Origin of the sequence: Streptococcus suis S735, assembly GCF_000294495.1 — a bacterium.
GTDB classification, from domain to species: domain Bacteria; phylum Bacillota; class Bacilli; order Lactobacillales; family Streptococcaceae; genus Streptococcus; species Streptococcus suis.
Genome location: NC_018526.1, coordinates 593,577 through 609,984 on the forward strand (window position 1 = coordinate 593,577; position 16,408 = coordinate 609,984).

The window sequence follows — 16,408 nt, forward strand, 5'->3', positions numbered from 1 at the left end:
AGGAGATAATCAGATGAAAACCATTCACACAGATAAGGCACCTGCAGCAATTGGCCCATACGTTCAAGGGAAGGTTGTTGGAAATTTCCTATTTGCCTCTGGTCAAGTTCCTTTGTCACCTGAAACTGGTGAAGTGGTTGGTGAAACCATTCAGGAGCAGACTGAGCAAGTCTTGAAAAATATCGCAGCAATTTTATCAGAAGCAGGAACAGACTTTGACCATGTGGTGAAGACGACTTGTTTCCTAAAAGATATGAATGATTTTGTAGCCTTTAATGAAGTTTATAAAACAGCTTTCTCAGCAGATTTTCCAGCTCGTTCAGCGGTGGAAGTTGCACGCTTGCCACGTGATGTTAAGGTTGAGATTGAAGTTATTGCAGTTATTGATTAGAAGAGAAAAGGAGGGGATGTCATGTCGGACAAACTCCATTTAGTGATTGTGACAGGGATGTCGGGAGCTGGTAAGACAGTAGCCATTCAGTCTTTTGAGGACTTGGGTTATTTTACCATTGACAATATGCCACCGACTCTCTTGCCAAAGTTTTTAGAGTTGATTCGTCATAGCCAGGATAACAATAAGATTGCTCTTGTTGTAGATATGCGGAGTCGATCCTTCTTCTCGGAGATTCGAGAGGTGTTGGATGAGATTGAGGGGGCAGAGGATTTAGATTTTAAAGTCCTATTCTTGGATGCGACGGATAGTGAATTGGTTGCTCGCTATAAAGAAACTCGTCGTTCCCATCCTTTGGCGGCTGATGGTCGTGTTTTGGACGGGATTCAGCTAGAACGTGAACTTTTGGCTCCCTTGAAAAATATGAGTCAGAATGTCATTGATACGACAGAGCTGACACCTCGCAATCTCCGTAAGGTAATCTCAGAGCAGTTTGCTAGTCAAGATAATCAGCCGTCGTTTCGCATAGAAGTGATGTCCTTTGGTTTCAAATATGGACTACCTCTGGATGCAGACTTGGTTTTTGACGTTCGGTTCTTACCAAATCCCTACTACAAGTTGGAGTTGCGTAATCTGACTGGTCTGGATGCTCCTGTCTTTGACTATGTCATGGAGCATCAAGAATCGGAAGAGTTTTATAGTCATTTGCTCGGCTTGATAGAACCGATTCTTCCTGGTTATCAGAAAGAAGGAAAATCAGTTCTAACGATTGCCGTTGGATGTACGGGTGGTCAGCATAGAAGCGTAGCCTTTGCTAAACGTTTGGCAGACGATTTAGAGAAAAATTGGAATGTTAATCGTAGTCATCGTGATAAGGACAGACGGAAGGAGACGGTCAACCGCTCATGAGAAAACCAAAGATTACAGTTATCGGGGGCGGGACTGGTATTCCAGTCATTTTGAAGAGTTTGCGGGATAAGGATGTAGAGATTACCGCTATCGTGACGGTAGCTGATGACGGAGGATCTTCGGGGGAAATCCGTCAGGCTTTGCAGGTGACCCCTCCAGGTGATTTGCGTAACGTCCTATTGGCTATGTCGGATATGCCCAAACTTTATGAACAAATTTTCCAGTATCGTTTTGCGGATTCAGATGGCCCCTTGGCTGGTCATCCACTAGGGAATCTCATCATTGCTGGTATTTCAGAAATGCAGGGTTCAACCTACAATGCGATGAGGTTGTTGACGCGCTTTTTCCATACGACAGGGCGGATTTATCCATCTAGCGAACAGGCCTTGACCCTTCATGCTATTTTTACAGATGGGACCGAGGTAGCAGGTGAGAGTAAGATTTCCAAGCATAATGGGATGATTGATCATGTCTATGTGACAAATTCTTATAATGATGATGAACCGAAAGCCAGTCGCCAGGTAGTTGAAACGATTATGGAAAGTGACATGATTGTACTTGGACCGGGTTCTCTTTTTACCTCAATCTTGCCGAATCTGATGATTTCTGACATTGGCAAAGCCCTAAAAGAAACCAAGGCTGAAGTGACCTATGTGTGCAACATTATGACCCAACGGGGAGAGACTGAGTTTTTCTCAGATGCGGACCACGTGGCGGTTCTCAATGCACACTTAGCTGAACAATTCATTGATACAGTTTTGGTCAATATTGAGCCAGTTCCACAAGAGTATATGAATAGCAACCAGTTTGATGAATACTTGGTACAGGTAAAACACGATTTTGCAGGTTTGCAAAAACAAGCTAATCGTGTGATTTCTTCGAATTTTCTTCGTTTGGAAAATGGCGGAGCTTTCCATGATGGTGACTTGGTAGTAGAAGAGTTGCTCAAGATTTTGCAGGTGCGGCCATGAGTTTTACAGTACAAGTAAAGGAAGAATTGCTGCTTCAGTCTAGCCAAAATAAGAGCGAGCTATCTGCTATTATCAAATTATCAGGTAGTTTGGGCTTAGCTTCATCAGGTTTGACTCTTTCTATCAGCACGGAAAATGCAAAGATTGCCCGTCACATTTATGAACTGTTACTCCATTTCTACCAGATTAAAGCTGAGATTCGCCATCATCAAAAACCTAATCTCAAAAAGAATCGTGTGTATGCAGTTTTGATAGAAGACGGCGTGAATGAGATATTGAACGATTTGCATTTGGCTGATAGCTTCTTTGGATTAGAGACGGGGATTTCTCCCTTGGTTTTGGAAAATGATTCGTGGAGTCAAGCCTATCTTCGTGGAGCATTTTTAGCGGCAGGCTCTGTTAAGGATCCTGAAAAAGGAAAATACCAGCTTGAAATAGCTTCTGTCTATAGTGACCATGCCAATGACCTGGCCAATCTGATGCAGAAATTTCTTTTGGATGCCAAAGTCATTGAGCGAAGTAAGGGAACCATTACCTATCTGCAACGTGCAGAGGACATTATGGATTTTCTTTTGGTGATTGGAGCAGAAGAGACGAAGACAGAATTTGAGAATGTTAAATTGCTTCGTGAGGCTCGCAATGACCTAAATCGAGCTACCAATGCGGAAGCTGCTAATATTGCAAAGACGGTCAATGCTAGTATGAAAACAATCAATAATATTATCAAAATTATGGATACTATCGGTCTAGATCAGTTGTCAGGTGACTTGCAGGAGATTGCCCAGTTGCGAATTCAGCATCCAGACTATTCCATTCAGCAATTGGCGGATAGTCTAACGGTACCGATCACTAAAAGTGGTGTCAACCATCGTTTGCGGAAAATCAATAAGATTGCGGATGAATTGACTGACTAGATAGGTATACATAGAATGTTATGGACATTTGAATTAACTTTGATACATCGTTACTTTCGGCTTGCCGTACTCTAGTATTGCTTACACCTCAGTTCCTTGTCTGAAAGTTAATTCATTCGACGATACTAAGACTGGTTCGAGAGGACCAGTTTTTTGTATTAGTTGTGATAGTATTCCTCTTCACAGGAATGATCCTGTTTTATGAATTTTTCAGTAATGATTAGCATAGAACGTTAATATATGTTAAAATAGATAGAAGGATACTTTAGCTAGAAAGGAGTTTTGATGATAAGCAACGAACAATATGATTATCTAAGGGCACATCCAACTTTTGAACGTTTGACACGTGATAGCTTTGATCAATTAGCTAAGCATATTCGTTTTCGAAAGATTCCTAAGGGACAAATCTTTTTTTACGCAGAGGATCCTAGAGATTATCTATTTGTATTGTATAAGGGCTATGCTCGGATTGAGCAATATGATGAGACGGATAGTTTTACGTATTTAGACTATATTCGGCAGGGTGGTGCCTTTCCTTTTGGAGATATGTTTCAGGACAAACCTTATCATTATACCGCCATTGCCATAACGGACCTAGAGTATTTTATTGTACCGATGGTCTTGTTTGAAACCTTGTCGAAGATAAATCCGAGTCAAATGGCTTATATCTGTCAAAAATTATCCAAAGTGCTTCGTTTTCAAGAGTTGCGCTTGCGAAATGCGATGCGTTCCAAGGCATCAGATCGAGTCGTTCAAGCCTTGGCTCTTCTTTATTGGGATATGTGCCAGCGAGAGCAGTTTGCTACCTTGCCATTTGAAATTCATATTCAAGAGATTTCGCGTTTAGCAGCTACGACACGGGAAACGGTTAGCCATGTTTTGAAGCAACTGAAGCAGGATGGTAAAATAGCTTATAGCCATAAACAGTTAACTTATTTAGATATTGATTATTTCTTAGAAAATTTGACAGAAACTCATTGAAGTTTCTGTTTTTTATAAAAAAATAAAAATTCATATAATGATATAACGGAAAGAATTATGCAGAATTTAGATGATATAATCGATAATTATTTATAAATAAGGTTAAAAATGTGAAGAATTTCTCAAAATAAATGTGAGCGTTTTCAAGTTTTTGTTTTTTTGCTCTGTTAAACTATGGATGTAAAGAGGAAATGAGAGGCAGGAAAGCGTACGGTCCTCCTCGTTTCCCATCATGTATAAATCTACAAGGAGGACAGATCATGTCAAACCATCCAATTCATGTTTTTTCAGAAATTGGTAAGCTGAAAAAAGTTATGTTACACAGACCAGGTAAGGAAATTGAAAACCTTATGCCTGACTATCTAGAACGCCTACTCTTCGATGATATCCCATTCTTAGAAGATGCACAGAAAGAGCATGATGCCTTTGCTCAAGCTCTTCGTGATGAAGGTGTAGAAGTGCTCTACTTGGAAAAATTAGCTGCTGAGTCACTTGTTACACCTGAAATTCGTGAACAATTTATTGATGAATATCTTGAAGAAGCTAACATTCGTGGCCGGGCAACTAAAAAGGCAATTCGTAAGCTGTTGATGTCTATTGAAGATAATCAAGAACTGGTTGAGAAAACGATGGCTGGTGTTCAAAAGGCAGAATTGCCAGAAATCCCTTCTGAAGAAAAAGGTTTGACAGATTTGGTTGAATCCTCTTACCCATTTGCAATAGACCCAATGCCAAACCTTTACTTCACACGGGATCCATTTGCTACGATTGGTAATGCTGTTTCTCTTAACCACATGTATTCAGAAACACGGAACCGTGAAACCTTGTATGGTAAATATATCTTCACTCATCACCCAGAATATGGTGGAAAAGTTCCATTGGTTTACAATCGTGAAGAAACTACTCGTATAGAGGGTGGTGACGAATTGGTTCTTTCAAAAGATGTTTTGGCAGTAGGTATTTCACAACGTACCGATGCGGCATCAATTGAAAAACTATTGGTAAATATCTTTGAACGGCATGTTGGCTTCAAGAAAGTATTGGCATTCGAATTTGCTAACAACCGTAAATTCATGCATTTGGATACAGTATTTACCATGGTTGACTATGATAAGTTTACTATCCACCCAGAAATCGAAGGTGACCTTCGTGTCTTCTCTGTAACCTATGAAAATGACACGCTTCATATTGAAGAAGAACATGGTGATTTGGCAGAACTTTTGGCTGCGAACCTTGGTCTTGAAAAAGTAGAATTGATTCGTTGTGGTGGCGGTGATATGGTTGCTGCTGGTCGTGAGCAATGGAATGATGGTTCAAATACATTGACTATTGCACCAGGTGTGGTAGTTGTTTACAAACGCAATACGATTACCAATGCTATCCTCGAGTCCAAAGGGCTTCGTTTGATTAAGATTGGCGGAAGCGAATTGGTTCGCGGTCGTGGTGGACCTCGTTGTATGTCAATGCCGTTTGAACGTGAAGACATCTAATGCCAAGTATAGAACGAACAACAATCGGTTCGGAAGAATGGCAACGCGCAGCCTCTATCTATGTCCGCTATAAGGTATTTGTCCTTGAGCGTGGTATTGCAAAGGAAGATGAATTTGACCAGAATGATACGGAAGAAAGAGTTTACGCCAATCTCTTTATTGGTGAAGAGCCTGTTTCAACGGGACGTTTTCTTCCTGTCGGTCCTGGTCAAGCTCGTCTAACCCGAATAGCCACTCTACCGAATTTTCGTGGAAAAGGCTATGGAAAAATGATTATCAGCTCTTTGGAAGCGTATGCACGTGAAGCAGGCTTTCATCAGTTGAATATACATTCGGAGTTAACTGCAAAGACTTTTTATGAGTCAGTTGGCTACCAAGCAACTTCTGAAGTTTATCAAGAAGATGGAGAATGGTGCCAGACATTGACAAAATTTATTTAAACATTAGGAGAAGAGACAATGACAAACGTATTTAAAGGTAGACATTTCCTTGCAGAGAAAGATTTCACACGCGCAGAATTGGAATGGTTGATTGATTTCTCAGCTCATTTGAAAGATTTGAAAAAACGCAATATTCCACACCGTTATTTGGAAGGTAAAAATATTGCTCTCTTGTTTGAAAAAACATCAACACGTACTCGTGCTGCCTTCACAGTAGCATCTATTGACCTTGGTGCCCATCCAGAATATCTTGGTGCAAATGACATCCAACTTGGTAAGAAAGAATCTACAGAAGATACTGCTAAAGTTTTGGGACGTATGTTCGACGGTATTGAATTCCGTGGTTTCAGTCAAAAAATGGTGGAAGAATTGGCAGAATTCTCCGGTGTGCCAGTATGGAATGGTTTGACAGATGCATGGCACCCAACTCAAATGTTGGCGGACTACTTGACTGTCAAAGAAAACTTTGGCAAGTTGGAAGGCTTGACTCTGGTTTACTGTGGTGATGGCCGTAACAATGTTGCTAACTCACTTTTGGTAACAGGCGCTATCCTTGGTGTCAATGTCCATATCTTCTCTCCAAAAGAACTCTTCCCAGAAGAAGAAGTAGTTGCCTTGGCTGAAGGTTTTGCGAAAGAAAGTGGAGCACGTGTTCTCATTACTGACAATGCTGACGAAGCAGTCAAAGGCGCAGATGTTCTCTATACAGACGTTTGGGTATCAATGGGTGAAGAAGATAAATTTGCTGAACGCGTTGCCCTCTTGAAGCCATACCAAGTGAATATGGAATTGGTGAAAAAAGCAGAAAATGAAAATCTCATCTTCTTGCACTGCTTGCCTGCCTTCCATGATACAAACACTGTTTATGGTAAAGATGTCGCTGAAAAATTCGGCGTAGAAGAAATGGAAGTAACAGACGAAGTATTCCGTAGCAAGTATGCTCGTCACTTCGACCAAGCTGAAAACCGTATGCACACTATTAAAGCAGTGATGGCGGCTACTTTAGGGGATCCATTTGTTCCACGTGTGTAATAATTAACTATCTAATAACGCATCGCAACCTCCGGGGGCTGGCACCCAGCCCCCTTATTTTGAGGATAGATGTGTAAGCGATTACTATTTCGCGAAAGTGAGGAAAAAGCAAGAGATATGGCAAATCGTAAAATTGTAGTAGCCTTGGGTGGCAATGCCATTTTATCGTCCGACCCATCGGCTAAAGCACAAAAAGAGGCCTTGGTACAAACAGCCAAGCACCTTGTAAAATTGATAAAAAATGGGGATGACCTTATTATCACGCATGGTAATGGTCCTCAGGTTGGAAACTTACTTCTTCAAAACCTTGCTGCTGATTCGGAAAAGAACCCAGCTTTTCCACTAGACAGTTTGGTAGCCATGACAGAAGGTTCGATTGGTTTCTGGTTGCAAAATGCCTTGGAAAATGAATTGCTCAAGGAAGGCATTGAAAAAGATGTAGCATCTGTTGTGACCCAGGTTATCGTAGATAAGAATGATCCCGCCTTCGAAAATTTGACCAAGCCGATTGGACCATTCTATACAGAAGAAGAAGCGAAAGCAGAAGCAGAAAAGACTGGTGCAACCTTCAAAGAAGATGCCGGTCGTGGCTGGCGTAAAGTCGTTGCTTCGCCAAAACCTGTAGGAATCAAAGAAATTGGTACCATTCGTACCCTTCTCAATGCAGGTGAAGTTGTCGTAGCAGCTGGAGGCGGAGGTATTCCAGTTGTCCAAGAAGCAGATGGCACCCTGACCGGTGTGGAAGCAGTTATCGATAAGGACTTTGCTTCTCAATGTTTGGCAGAATTGGTTGATGCAGACTTGTTTATCGTCTTGACAGGTGTAGACTATGTCTTTGTTAACTACAACAAACCAGACCAAGAAAAATTAGAAACCGTTACTGTGGCTGAATTGGAAGAATATATCAAACAAAATCAATTCGCACCAGGTTCCATGCTACCGAAAGTTGAAGCAGCTATTGCTTTTGTAAACAATAAGCCGCAATCAAAAGCAGTCATTACCTCATTAGAAAACTTAGGCGCTTTGATTGAATCCGATAGCGGCACTATCATTGTCAAAGGCTAAGCAGCTGTATGTATCGTTGAGGCTTCTATTTATTGATGTACTCTGCATGCAAATATAGTTTTTAAACTAGACGGGTTATTTATTGATGGAGTTAGGGGAGTGGAAGTGTTGATAGTCCCACAAGGGTTCCCTTTAATCTAAACATGAAGGTCTGGGCGTCTAAGCTCCCTCCCCTCTCATCCATTTCCTATCAAGTATCTATCTATAAGCAATGATTTCAGATAATAGACTGAAGGAGATAGACATCTCTTGAAGATAGGTGGATATTTGATACGGTTATTACGGATACAATTTCCCTTAAATAGGGGATAAACTTTTAAAATATTATAGGAGGTTTTTGCGATGAGCGAAAAAGTGAAAAAAGGCTTTAAATTGCCTTCGTCTTATACAATATTGATGCTCATTATTGCCTTTATGGCAGTGATGACATGGGTTATTCCAGCTGGTCAGTATCAGGTTGATGAAGCCGGACGTTTGGTGGCTGGTACCTATGAGAAGGTTGCTCAAAATCCACAAGGGATTTACGATGTTTTTATGGCTCCAGTTCGTGCCATGCTTGGTCACGGTGCGACTGAAGCAGCGATTAACGTAGCATTCTTCATCATCATGGTTGGGGCCTTTCTTGGTGTAGTTAACGAAACAGGTGCACTTGATGTAGGGATTGCTTCTATTGTAAAACGCTTCAAAGGTCGTGAAAAAATGTTGATTTACATCCTCATGCCTTTGTTTGCCTTGGGAGGCTCAACCTATGGTATGGGTGAAGAAACAATGGCTTTCTTCCCGCTCCTTGTTCCTGTTATGATGGCGGTTGGTTTTGATAGTATTACTGGTGTAGCCATCATCTTGCTAGGTTCTCAAATCGGCTGTTTGGCTTCTACTGTAAACCCATTTGCGACAGTTGTAGCCTCTGACGCGGCAGGTGTAAGTGTTGCGGATGGTATGATTTGGCGCTTTGTCTTCTTCGTTGTCATTCTCGCGATGGGGGTTCTCTTTGTAGCCAACTATGCTGAGAAAGTGAAAAACGATCCGACTAAGTCCTTGGTTTATAAACAACGTGAAGCGGACATGCAACACTTTAATGTCGCAGCAACTCAAGAAGTGAATGCAGAATTATCACCAGCTCAAAAACGTGTTCTCTGGGTATTTGTACTAACATTTGTTCTCATGATTTGTAGCTTTATTCCATGGGAAGATTTGGGTGTGACTATCTTTACACAATTTAATGATTGGTTGATTGGTCTTCCATTCATCGGTCAAGTGATTGGTTCTTCAACAGCTGCTCTTGGTACTTGGTACTTCCCAGAAGGAGCAATGCTCTTTGGTATCGCAGGGATTGTAGTTGGTTTAGTTTATGGTATGAGTGAAGAACGTTTGGTAAAATCCTTCATGTTCGGTGCGGCTGATATTTTCAGCGTAGCTTTGATTTGTGCTATCGCGCGTGGTATTCAAGTCATCATGAACGATGGTATGATTACTGCCACTATTCTCCACATGGGTGAAGAAGGATTGCAAGGTTTGTCTTCACAAGTATTCATCATTTTGACATATCTCTTCTACCTACCAATGTCCTTCTTGATTCCATCTTCATCAGGTCTTGCAGGGGCTTCTATGGGTATCATGGCACCTCTTGGTGAGTTTGTAAATGTACCAGCGAGCTTGGTTATCACAGCTTTCCAAGCTGCATCAGGTCTCTTGAACTTGGTAGCTCCAACATCAGGTATTGTAATGGGAGCCTTGGCACTTGGTCGTGTTGAAATTGGTACTTGGTATAAATTTGTAGGTAAGTTAATCGTAGGCATCATGATTGCCTCCATAGCTATTTTGGTCATTGCGACATTCTTCTAATCGAAATTCTGGGTCAGATTTTATCACGAATACAGATAAAATTTGGCTCAGTTTTTCCTTTTATGATAGAATAGTGCTAGAAAATATATCATATCTTATTATGTTGAAAGGGGACACAATGAGAACAAGTTTTATTCAGTCATCGCATCAGGAGGCATGTATTCAAGCCATCCAAGAACTGGTTGCTTTTCCTTCTGTTTTGCAAGAACATCAGGCAGATACGCCATTTGGTCAAGCGATTCAGGATGTTCTGGAGCACACGTTGGCTTTGACGGAAAAAATGGGTTTTAAAACTTATTTAGACCCTGCTGGCTATTATGGCTATGCTGAAATTGGGCAAGGCGAAGAATTATTAGCAATCCTTTGCCACTTAGATGTGGTACCTGCTGGTGATCTTAGTCAATGGCAGACGCCGCCTTTTGAGGCTGTGGTAGAGGGAGATTATATTATTGGACGCGGGGTTCAGGATGATAAAGGTCCTTCGATGGCGGCCTTATTTGCAGTAAAAGCACTTCTTGATGCGGGAGTCCAATTTAACAAACGGATTCGTTTCATTTTTGGAACAGATGAAGAGACCTTATGGCGGTGTATGAACCGCTACAATCAGTTGGAAGAAGTGGCAACTATGGGCTTTGCGCCAGATTCTTCCTTCCCTTTGACTTATGCTGAAAAAGGATTACTACAGGCCAAATTGCATGGTCCAGGTCACCCTTGTCTGAGTATCGAAGCTGGAACTGCCTATAACGTAGTACCTGCCAAGGCAAGCTATTCCGGTCATTTATTAGCCGGAGTTATTGCGGAATTAGATCAATTAGGCTTTGATTATGAAATCAAAGATGATCAAGTAACGGTTCTTGGTATTTCGCGGCACGCCAAGGATGCTGCCGAGGGGGTCAATGCCATCGTTCGTTTGGCAAAGGCTTTGGAACATTTCGAAAATCATCCAGCCTTGGACTTTATCGTCAATGCAGTTGGTGAAGATGCCACAGGATTTAAGCTTTTTGGTGATGTGACCGATGAACCATCAGGGACACTCAGTTTCAATATTGCAGGTCTAACCATTAGCGCAAAAAAATCAGAAATTCGCTTGGACATTCGTATTCCTGTCACTGCGGATAAAGAAGCCCTAGTTTCTACTTTACAAGCCAAAGCGCAATCATGTGGCTTGACCTATGAAGAGTACGACTACCTTGCTTCCTTGTATGTGCCATTAGACAGTCAACTGGTATCTACGCTCATGTCTGTTTATCAAGATAAGACAGGAGATTTGACAAGCGAGCCAATCTCGTCAGGTGGGGCTACCTTTGCTCGTACTATGCCAAACTGTGTGGCTTTTGGTGCATGTTTCCCAGATACAGAACAAACAGAGCATCAGGAAAATGAACGCATGCCATTAGAAGACTTATATAAAACAATGGATATTTATGCTGAGGCAGTCTATCGCCTAACTGCGGAATAGCCATTATCAGCATTGAATAGTAAATTACAGTTTAAAAGCTCTTAGTGAAATATCTAAGGGCTTTTCTTATGAAGAATATCATTAAAAAGATGAGAGAGAAATGTGTCACTGTTTACAAGAAGTGGACAAAAATATATGAAAGTGTGACTTATTATATGCTGTTTTAGAAATAGACCCCATCTGCATATAGAATAAGTCAAGTTGGACTATTCTACAATAAAACGCTTACATGTTATATTTGTGACAGAAATGCGATCGCACATCAACCAGTAAACTGAATTTTGAGTCTTGTACGAGACTAAATAGGTTTACAAACTGCTTTATTTTGGCTATAGGTAGGATAAACTTGCAGACTTTATAGGAGGAAATAATGAAAAAAGAAACAAGTAAGTTTACGAAAAAAGTCATCCTTGGTCAGCTTCTCATCTGTACCAGTTTTTTGGTATGGGCAGGGCAGACTGTTGCAGCAGAGGAGGTATCTCAGGGAGAACCAGTAGCAATCAACAATGAAACTCCACCTGTTATTGAAGCAAAACCACTTGTAGAAGCTACTCCATCAACTGAAACAGAACCTTCAACTCCAGAAGAAAAACAGGAGGAACCACAAGTAGCTGGTAAAAATGTGGTAGAAGGGAAAAAGCCAGTAACCAACAGCCAGCATCAGATGGTTTCTGAATTATCAACGGTCCCTTCTGTTTCTATAAAAAATCCAGATGCAGCTACCGATGGGAGTGCTTACGGTAGTAGCGACGATGCCAATAGCAATACCAAAATCATTGCTGGTAAAGAAACTGGCGAACCAGATAACGGTTACTCCAAGTGGGATCATGTTTACGTTCAGTATGATTTTGAAAAGGAAGTTCCCGTCCATACTGTAAAAATTCATCGTAATACTTATGACAATGCAGTGTCTACTTTTAAAGATGTTAAAGTGGAATTGTCTACAAGTGCAGATTTTTCTCCTGAAACCACAGAAGTCATTTTCAAACAGGCAGATGTAGAAGAAACAATTGCAAATAAAGGACAGCCTCAAGTCATCCAATTACCAGCACCAATCAATGCTCGTTATATTCGTATTTGGGGACGGGGGCATTATATCCAAAATACAAACAGTTCCTGGAAGGGATATAGTAATGGCGTTCTCTTTAACGAGATAGAAGTCTTGGCGCAGGTTGAAGCAGATGCTGGTACGAATGAAGAACCACAAACCGAGCTAGTCAACCTCGCTAAATTGAAAAAACCATATTTCTATGGTAAGGCTCCAACTAATCCAGAAGCCATTAACGATGGAAAGTTCGACGAGAATTATACTACTCAAGAATCAATAGGGGATAAAGCTTATCTTCAATATGAATTTAGAAATGTCTATACTATTGAGGAAATCAAGGTTCAGTTAGCTCCTGGAGAGTATCGTAATTTCCGGATAGATTTGGATGATGATTATAATGATGGTAATAATTATAATACAATCTATAAGAATGAAAATTTCACCATTGACAAGGAACAGATTATAACAATTAAAACTCCGAAGAACTCTAAAGCGCGTTATGTTCGCTTTAGAGGTACGCGCGTAGATGATACTCCTCTTCGATATTCAGAAATTCAGATTATGGGACGAGGAAAATCTTATGACGAATCTGCTCCAGAATATGTTCCACCAAAATCTGAATACGATACATTAGTCTGGTCTGATGAATTTAATGGCGACAAGATTGATGAAAGTAAATGGCAAATTATTGATGGCATGTGGAATCATGCGGCTATATACAATCGTAAAGCAGTTTCTATCAAAAAAGATGGCGACAAGAGCTATTTGTCTATCCGTAGCACGAACCATAAGGATAAAAAAACTTTGGTTGAAGCAGTTGGGCACGATCGGTATGATGATAAAGAATTACCAGATAAAGTAACATGGTCTTCTGGTCGCCTAGAATCTAAAGATAAGTATTCTTTCCAATTTGGTCGAATGGCTGTTCGAGCTAAGGTAAATGACTCTAAGGGAATCTGGCCTGCTATTTGGATGTTGGCACAGGATGAGACCGGGCATGACGAAATTGACGTTTTGGAATACCTTGGTCAAAATCCATGGTATGCATGGACAACTAACCATTTTGGTATTTTGGCAAAAAATAAAAAATCTGATGGCTCAGCTTATAAGAATTACGAAGCTTGGAGTCAGGAATTCCATGTCTACGAAGTCGAATGGACTCCAGATGTCATCAAATGGTATATTGATGGAAAATTTGTTTTTCAAACAGACCGTGGTAAGGATCGGGATGGTATGCACACCCGCCCTATGTTCCCGATACTGGAAACCCAAGTTGGTGATGGCTGGGTTGGTGATGTTGATTACAAACGCAACATGACTAAACAGGATAGTGAGTACTTGGTTGATTGGGTTCGAATTTATCAAAAAGCAGATCAAAGTAAGGTACGTTTTGATAATCTAGATGATGCCAAGCCTAATGATTATGTTATTAAGCCGCAGCAAAAACTTGGTCACCTCGTAACAGTCTCTAACGGGAAAGCAGCTCATGAAAACAAAAATAATTTCTACTATGGAGGTCAACCACGTTACGAAACAAGCAGGCTCTATGCTGATGGTGATGGCGAAAATGCACTAGTCTACAAGATTGCTAATCCAGAGGCTTTGCACTTAACGACTTATTACAAAACACTTGAAGACTATTCTGTCTATAATAAAGAAGCAGGGGCTAATGAAGGAAAATCTGTTCGCAAACATTTGATAAATGCAAAAGACGGTGAAATTGACTTCACTGTGTATTCATCTGTTGACGGCAAAAGCTGGAATAAAGAGAATGTTACTGTAGTGGATAATTTTGTAGAAGCAACCCCAGCTTATGCACGCACTACATTTGATATTCGCAACATTCGAAAAGGTACTAAATTTGTGAAGATCGTCTTTCCAACGGTTAAAGGTATTTCCTATAAGTTGGAAGATGGAACAGAGAAAGGCTTGCAAGCCAGTGATGTCCAGTTAGCAAAAGTAACTTTTGTAGCTACTCATCCTGAAGCAGAACCAGAAAAACCTATTGTTGATCAAGAAAAACTAGCCTTGTCCAAAGTTTTTTCACTCGATGCCGGTCGCAAGTATTTCTCTGTAAATCAGATAAAGGAGATTATTGATTTAATTTCTTCTTATGGTTACACGGATATGAACCTCTTATTGGGAAATGATGGTCTGAGATTTTTATTAGATGATATGAATTTGACCGTTGGAGATAAGGTGTATGACAGTGAAGCAGTTAGAAAAGCAATAATAAATGGTAATAAGCATTATTATGACGATCCAAACGGTACAACCTTAAGTCAGAGTGAGATGGATGATATTCTTGCTTATGCTAAGGAAAAAAATATTTCCATTATTCCAACTATCAATAGCCCAGGTCATATGGATGCGATTGTAGAAGCAATGGAAGAATTGGGGATAAAATCGCCAAAATTTAGTTATAATGGCAAAACATCTGCACGTACAGTTGATTTAAAAAATGACCAAGCAGTTGCTTTTACTAAAGCCTTAATTGATAAATATGCTAGTTACTTTGCAGGCAAATCTAAAATTTTCAATATTGGCTTAGATGAGTATGCTAACGATGCTACAAATGCTTCTGGATGGCACATTCTTCAGACACAAGGTGATTATGGTAAGTTTATTCAATATGCCAATGATTTAGCAGCTATCGTCAAGAAGCATGGTTTAGAGCCAATGGCTTTCAATGATGGTATCTATTATAACCACGATACTAGTTCGGGTACTTTTGATAAAGACATTATTGCTTCTTTCTGGACAGGAGGTTGGGGAGGATATGATGTTGCTTCCTCAAAATTCCTTCATGAAAAAGGGCATAAAATTCTTAATACAAATGATGCTTGGTACTATGTTATTGGACGTGAAGCAGAAGGTTTGGGATGGTATAACCTTGATCAAGGTCTTCGAGGAACTAAATCTACAAGGTTTGATCAAGTACCGAAATCTGAGAATACTAAGGTACCCATTATTGGTAGTATGGTTGCGGTATGGGCAGATGACCCAAGCAAGCCTTACAGCTATGACTCAATTAAAAAACTTTTGCACAGTTTTACGGAAAACAATTCTGATTATTTTTTGGCAGAGTACCGAGATTTGCGAGAAGAAGTTGGGAAGATTCCTACTGATTTAAATTCCTATACACCAGAGAGCGTGGCGACTTTAAAAGAGGTCTTGAACAAGATTGATTGGAAACTAAGTAGAAATAACCAAGCGTTTGTTGATGGTTACTTGGCAGAAGTAAAAGCAGCGCGTGAAGCGTTAGTTCCTGTGACAGCAAAGGGAGACAGCGTCAAAGCGGAGCCCTTACCAGAAGGCAAGCTACCTCTGATTACTGCTAAAGGAAAAAGTGTCCAAGCAGAACCACGCCCTGCCTTTAAGGGATACCTGACATCAAACTATGGACCATCTGTCACACCTTTATCCCTCGTATCAAAACCAAGCAGTGAGCAGTCAAATTCCAAGCAAGCAGCTTCTCAGAAGAAAGAATTGCCAAATACAGGAGTAGTAGATGGTCTTGGATTCTCTCTCCTTGGGATGATTGGTCTGGCATTTGCTAGTCGCCGGCGGAAGAAGGAGTAATGTAGCCACTTGAATTAAGGTTCAGGGCTTTCTAATTGTAATTATATAGTTATCTAGTTTTTCTTTCACTCGCTTTGCTGTACCCAAGTATAGCATGTAGCTTATTGCCTTGTACAAAAAGTAAACTAGAAAGCTATGAATAACAGGATAATTTTTTATCGGCTACTAAAAATCCCCCGTAATAAATCTTATTACGGGAGATTTTCGTTTATGAGTATAAAGGGAAGTTATTGATATTTATTTGAAAAATTATCTTTAAAATTAAGTATGTTGTTTGTGAA

12 protein-coding genes are annotated in these 16,408 nt (G+C 40.4%); all 12 read left to right on the plus strand.

The window, feature by feature from the left end:
• Positions 1-13 precede the first annotated feature (13 nt).
• The 12 genes from YYK_RS02980 to YYK_RS10455 all read left to right on the plus strand — a co-directional run bounded on the left by YYK_RS02980 (position 14) and on the right by YYK_RS10455 (position 16,127).
• Entirely contained in the window at positions 14-391 is a 378-nt protein-coding gene (locus YYK_RS02980; protein ID WP_002937263.1) for a RidA family protein, read from the plus strand.
• Positions 392-412: 21 nt separating this feature from the next.
• A complete protein-coding gene (rapZ, locus tag YYK_RS02985; RefSeq protein ID WP_011922160.1) occupies positions 413-1,300 on the plus strand; it encodes an RNase adapter RapZ in 888 nt (295 codons plus the stop codon).
• Positions 1,297-2,271 carry a YvcK family protein gene (locus tag YYK_RS02990; protein WP_002937257.1) on the plus strand — a complete coding sequence of 325 codons (975 nt, stop codon included), beginning with the start codon at positions 1,297-1,299 and terminating at the stop codon, positions 2,269-2,271. Before rapZ ends, YYK_RS02990 begins: the two co-directional genes overlap by 4 nt.
• The gene (whiA, locus tag YYK_RS02995; protein WP_002937252.1) at positions 2,268-3,185 is read left to right on the plus strand and encodes a DNA-binding protein WhiA; all 918 of its coding nucleotides are present in this window, start codon (positions 2,268-2,270) and stop codon (positions 3,183-3,185) included. Before YYK_RS02990 ends, whiA begins: the two co-directional genes overlap by 4 nt.
• Before the next feature lie 285 nt (positions 3,186-3,470).
• Positions 3,471-4,166: a Crp/Fnr family transcriptional regulator gene (locus YYK_RS03000; protein ID WP_012775028.1), complete on the plus strand. Its 696-nt coding sequence runs from the start codon at positions 3,471-3,473 to the stop codon at positions 4,164-4,166.
• Positions 4,167-4,426: 260 nt separating this feature from the next.
• The gene (arcA, locus tag YYK_RS03005; RefSeq protein WP_012775029.1) at positions 4,427-5,656 is read left to right on the plus strand and encodes an arginine deiminase; all 1,230 of its coding nucleotides are present in this window, start codon (positions 4,427-4,429) and stop codon (positions 5,654-5,656) included.
• On the plus strand, positions 5,656-6,096 hold the full coding sequence (locus YYK_RS03010; RefSeq protein WP_011922163.1) for a GNAT family N-acetyltransferase: 441 nt from the start codon (positions 5,656-5,658) through the stop codon (positions 6,094-6,096). Before arcA ends, YYK_RS03010 begins: the two co-directional genes overlap by 1 nt.
• A gap of 18 nt (positions 6,097-6,114) precedes the next feature.
• Positions 6,115-7,128 (plus strand): ornithine carbamoyltransferase, encoded by a 1,014-nt coding sequence (argF, locus tag YYK_RS03015; RefSeq protein WP_011922164.1) that lies wholly within the window; start codon positions 6,115-6,117, stop codon positions 7,126-7,128.
• Positions 7,129-7,245: 117 nt separating this feature from the next.
• Positions 7,246-8,193, plus strand: a complete 948-nt coding sequence (gene arcC / locus YYK_RS03020; protein ID WP_002941719.1) for a carbamate kinase — start codon at positions 7,246-7,248, stop codon at positions 8,191-8,193.
• 342 nt (positions 8,194-8,535) lie between these two features.
• The gene (locus YYK_RS03025; RefSeq protein ID WP_011922166.1) at positions 8,536-10,038 is read left to right on the plus strand and encodes a YfcC family protein; all 1,503 of its coding nucleotides are present in this window, start codon (positions 8,536-8,538) and stop codon (positions 10,036-10,038) included.
• Positions 10,039-10,156: 118 nt separating this feature from the next.
• Positions 10,157-11,497, plus strand: a complete 1,341-nt coding sequence (locus tag YYK_RS03030; RefSeq protein ID WP_012775030.1) for a dipeptidase — start codon at positions 10,157-10,159, stop codon at positions 11,495-11,497.
• Positions 11,498-11,867: 370 nt separating this feature from the next.
• On the plus strand, positions 11,868-16,127 hold the full coding sequence (locus YYK_RS10455) for a family 20 glycosylhydrolase (RefSeq protein ID WP_011922168.1): 4,260 nt from the start codon (positions 11,868-11,870) through the stop codon (positions 16,125-16,127).
• The last annotated feature ends 281 nt before the right edge of the window (positions 16,128-16,408 follow it).

Excerpts from the sequence above, each read along its gene's own strand:
- YYK_RS02980 (WP_002937263.1), top strand. The coding sequence starts at position 14 with ATGAAAACCATTCACACAGATAAGGCACCTGCAGCAATTGGCCCATAC.
- rapZ (WP_011922160.1), top strand. The coding sequence starts at position 413 with ATGTCGGACAAACTCCATTTAGTGATTGTGACAGGGATGTCGGGAGCT.
- YYK_RS02990 (WP_002937257.1), top strand. The coding sequence starts at position 1,297 with ATGAGAAAACCAAAGATTACAGTTATCGGGGGCGGGACTGGTATTCCA.
- whiA (WP_002937252.1), top strand. The coding sequence starts at position 2,268 with ATGAGTTTTACAGTACAAGTAAAGGAAGAATTGCTGCTTCAGTCTAGC.
- YYK_RS03000 (WP_012775028.1), top strand. The coding sequence starts at position 3,471 with ATGATAAGCAACGAACAATATGATTATCTAAGGGCACATCCAACTTTT.
- arcA (WP_012775029.1), top strand. The coding sequence starts at position 4,427 with ATGTCAAACCATCCAATTCATGTTTTTTCAGAAATTGGTAAGCTGAAA.
- YYK_RS03010 (WP_011922163.1), top strand. The coding sequence starts at position 5,656 with ATGCCAAGTATAGAACGAACAACAATCGGTTCGGAAGAATGGCAACGC.
- argF (WP_011922164.1), top strand. The coding sequence starts at position 6,115 with ATGACAAACGTATTTAAAGGTAGACATTTCCTTGCAGAGAAAGATTTC.
- arcC (WP_002941719.1), top strand. The coding sequence starts at position 7,246 with ATGGCAAATCGTAAAATTGTAGTAGCCTTGGGTGGCAATGCCATTTTA.
- YYK_RS03025 (WP_011922166.1), top strand. The coding sequence starts at position 8,536 with ATGAGCGAAAAAGTGAAAAAAGGCTTTAAATTGCCTTCGTCTTATACA.
- YYK_RS03030 (WP_012775030.1), top strand. The coding sequence starts at position 10,157 with ATGAGAACAAGTTTTATTCAGTCATCGCATCAGGAGGCATGTATTCAA.
- YYK_RS10455 (WP_011922168.1), top strand. The coding sequence starts at position 11,868 with ATGAAAAAAGAAACAAGTAAGTTTACGAAAAAAGTCATCCTTGGTCAG.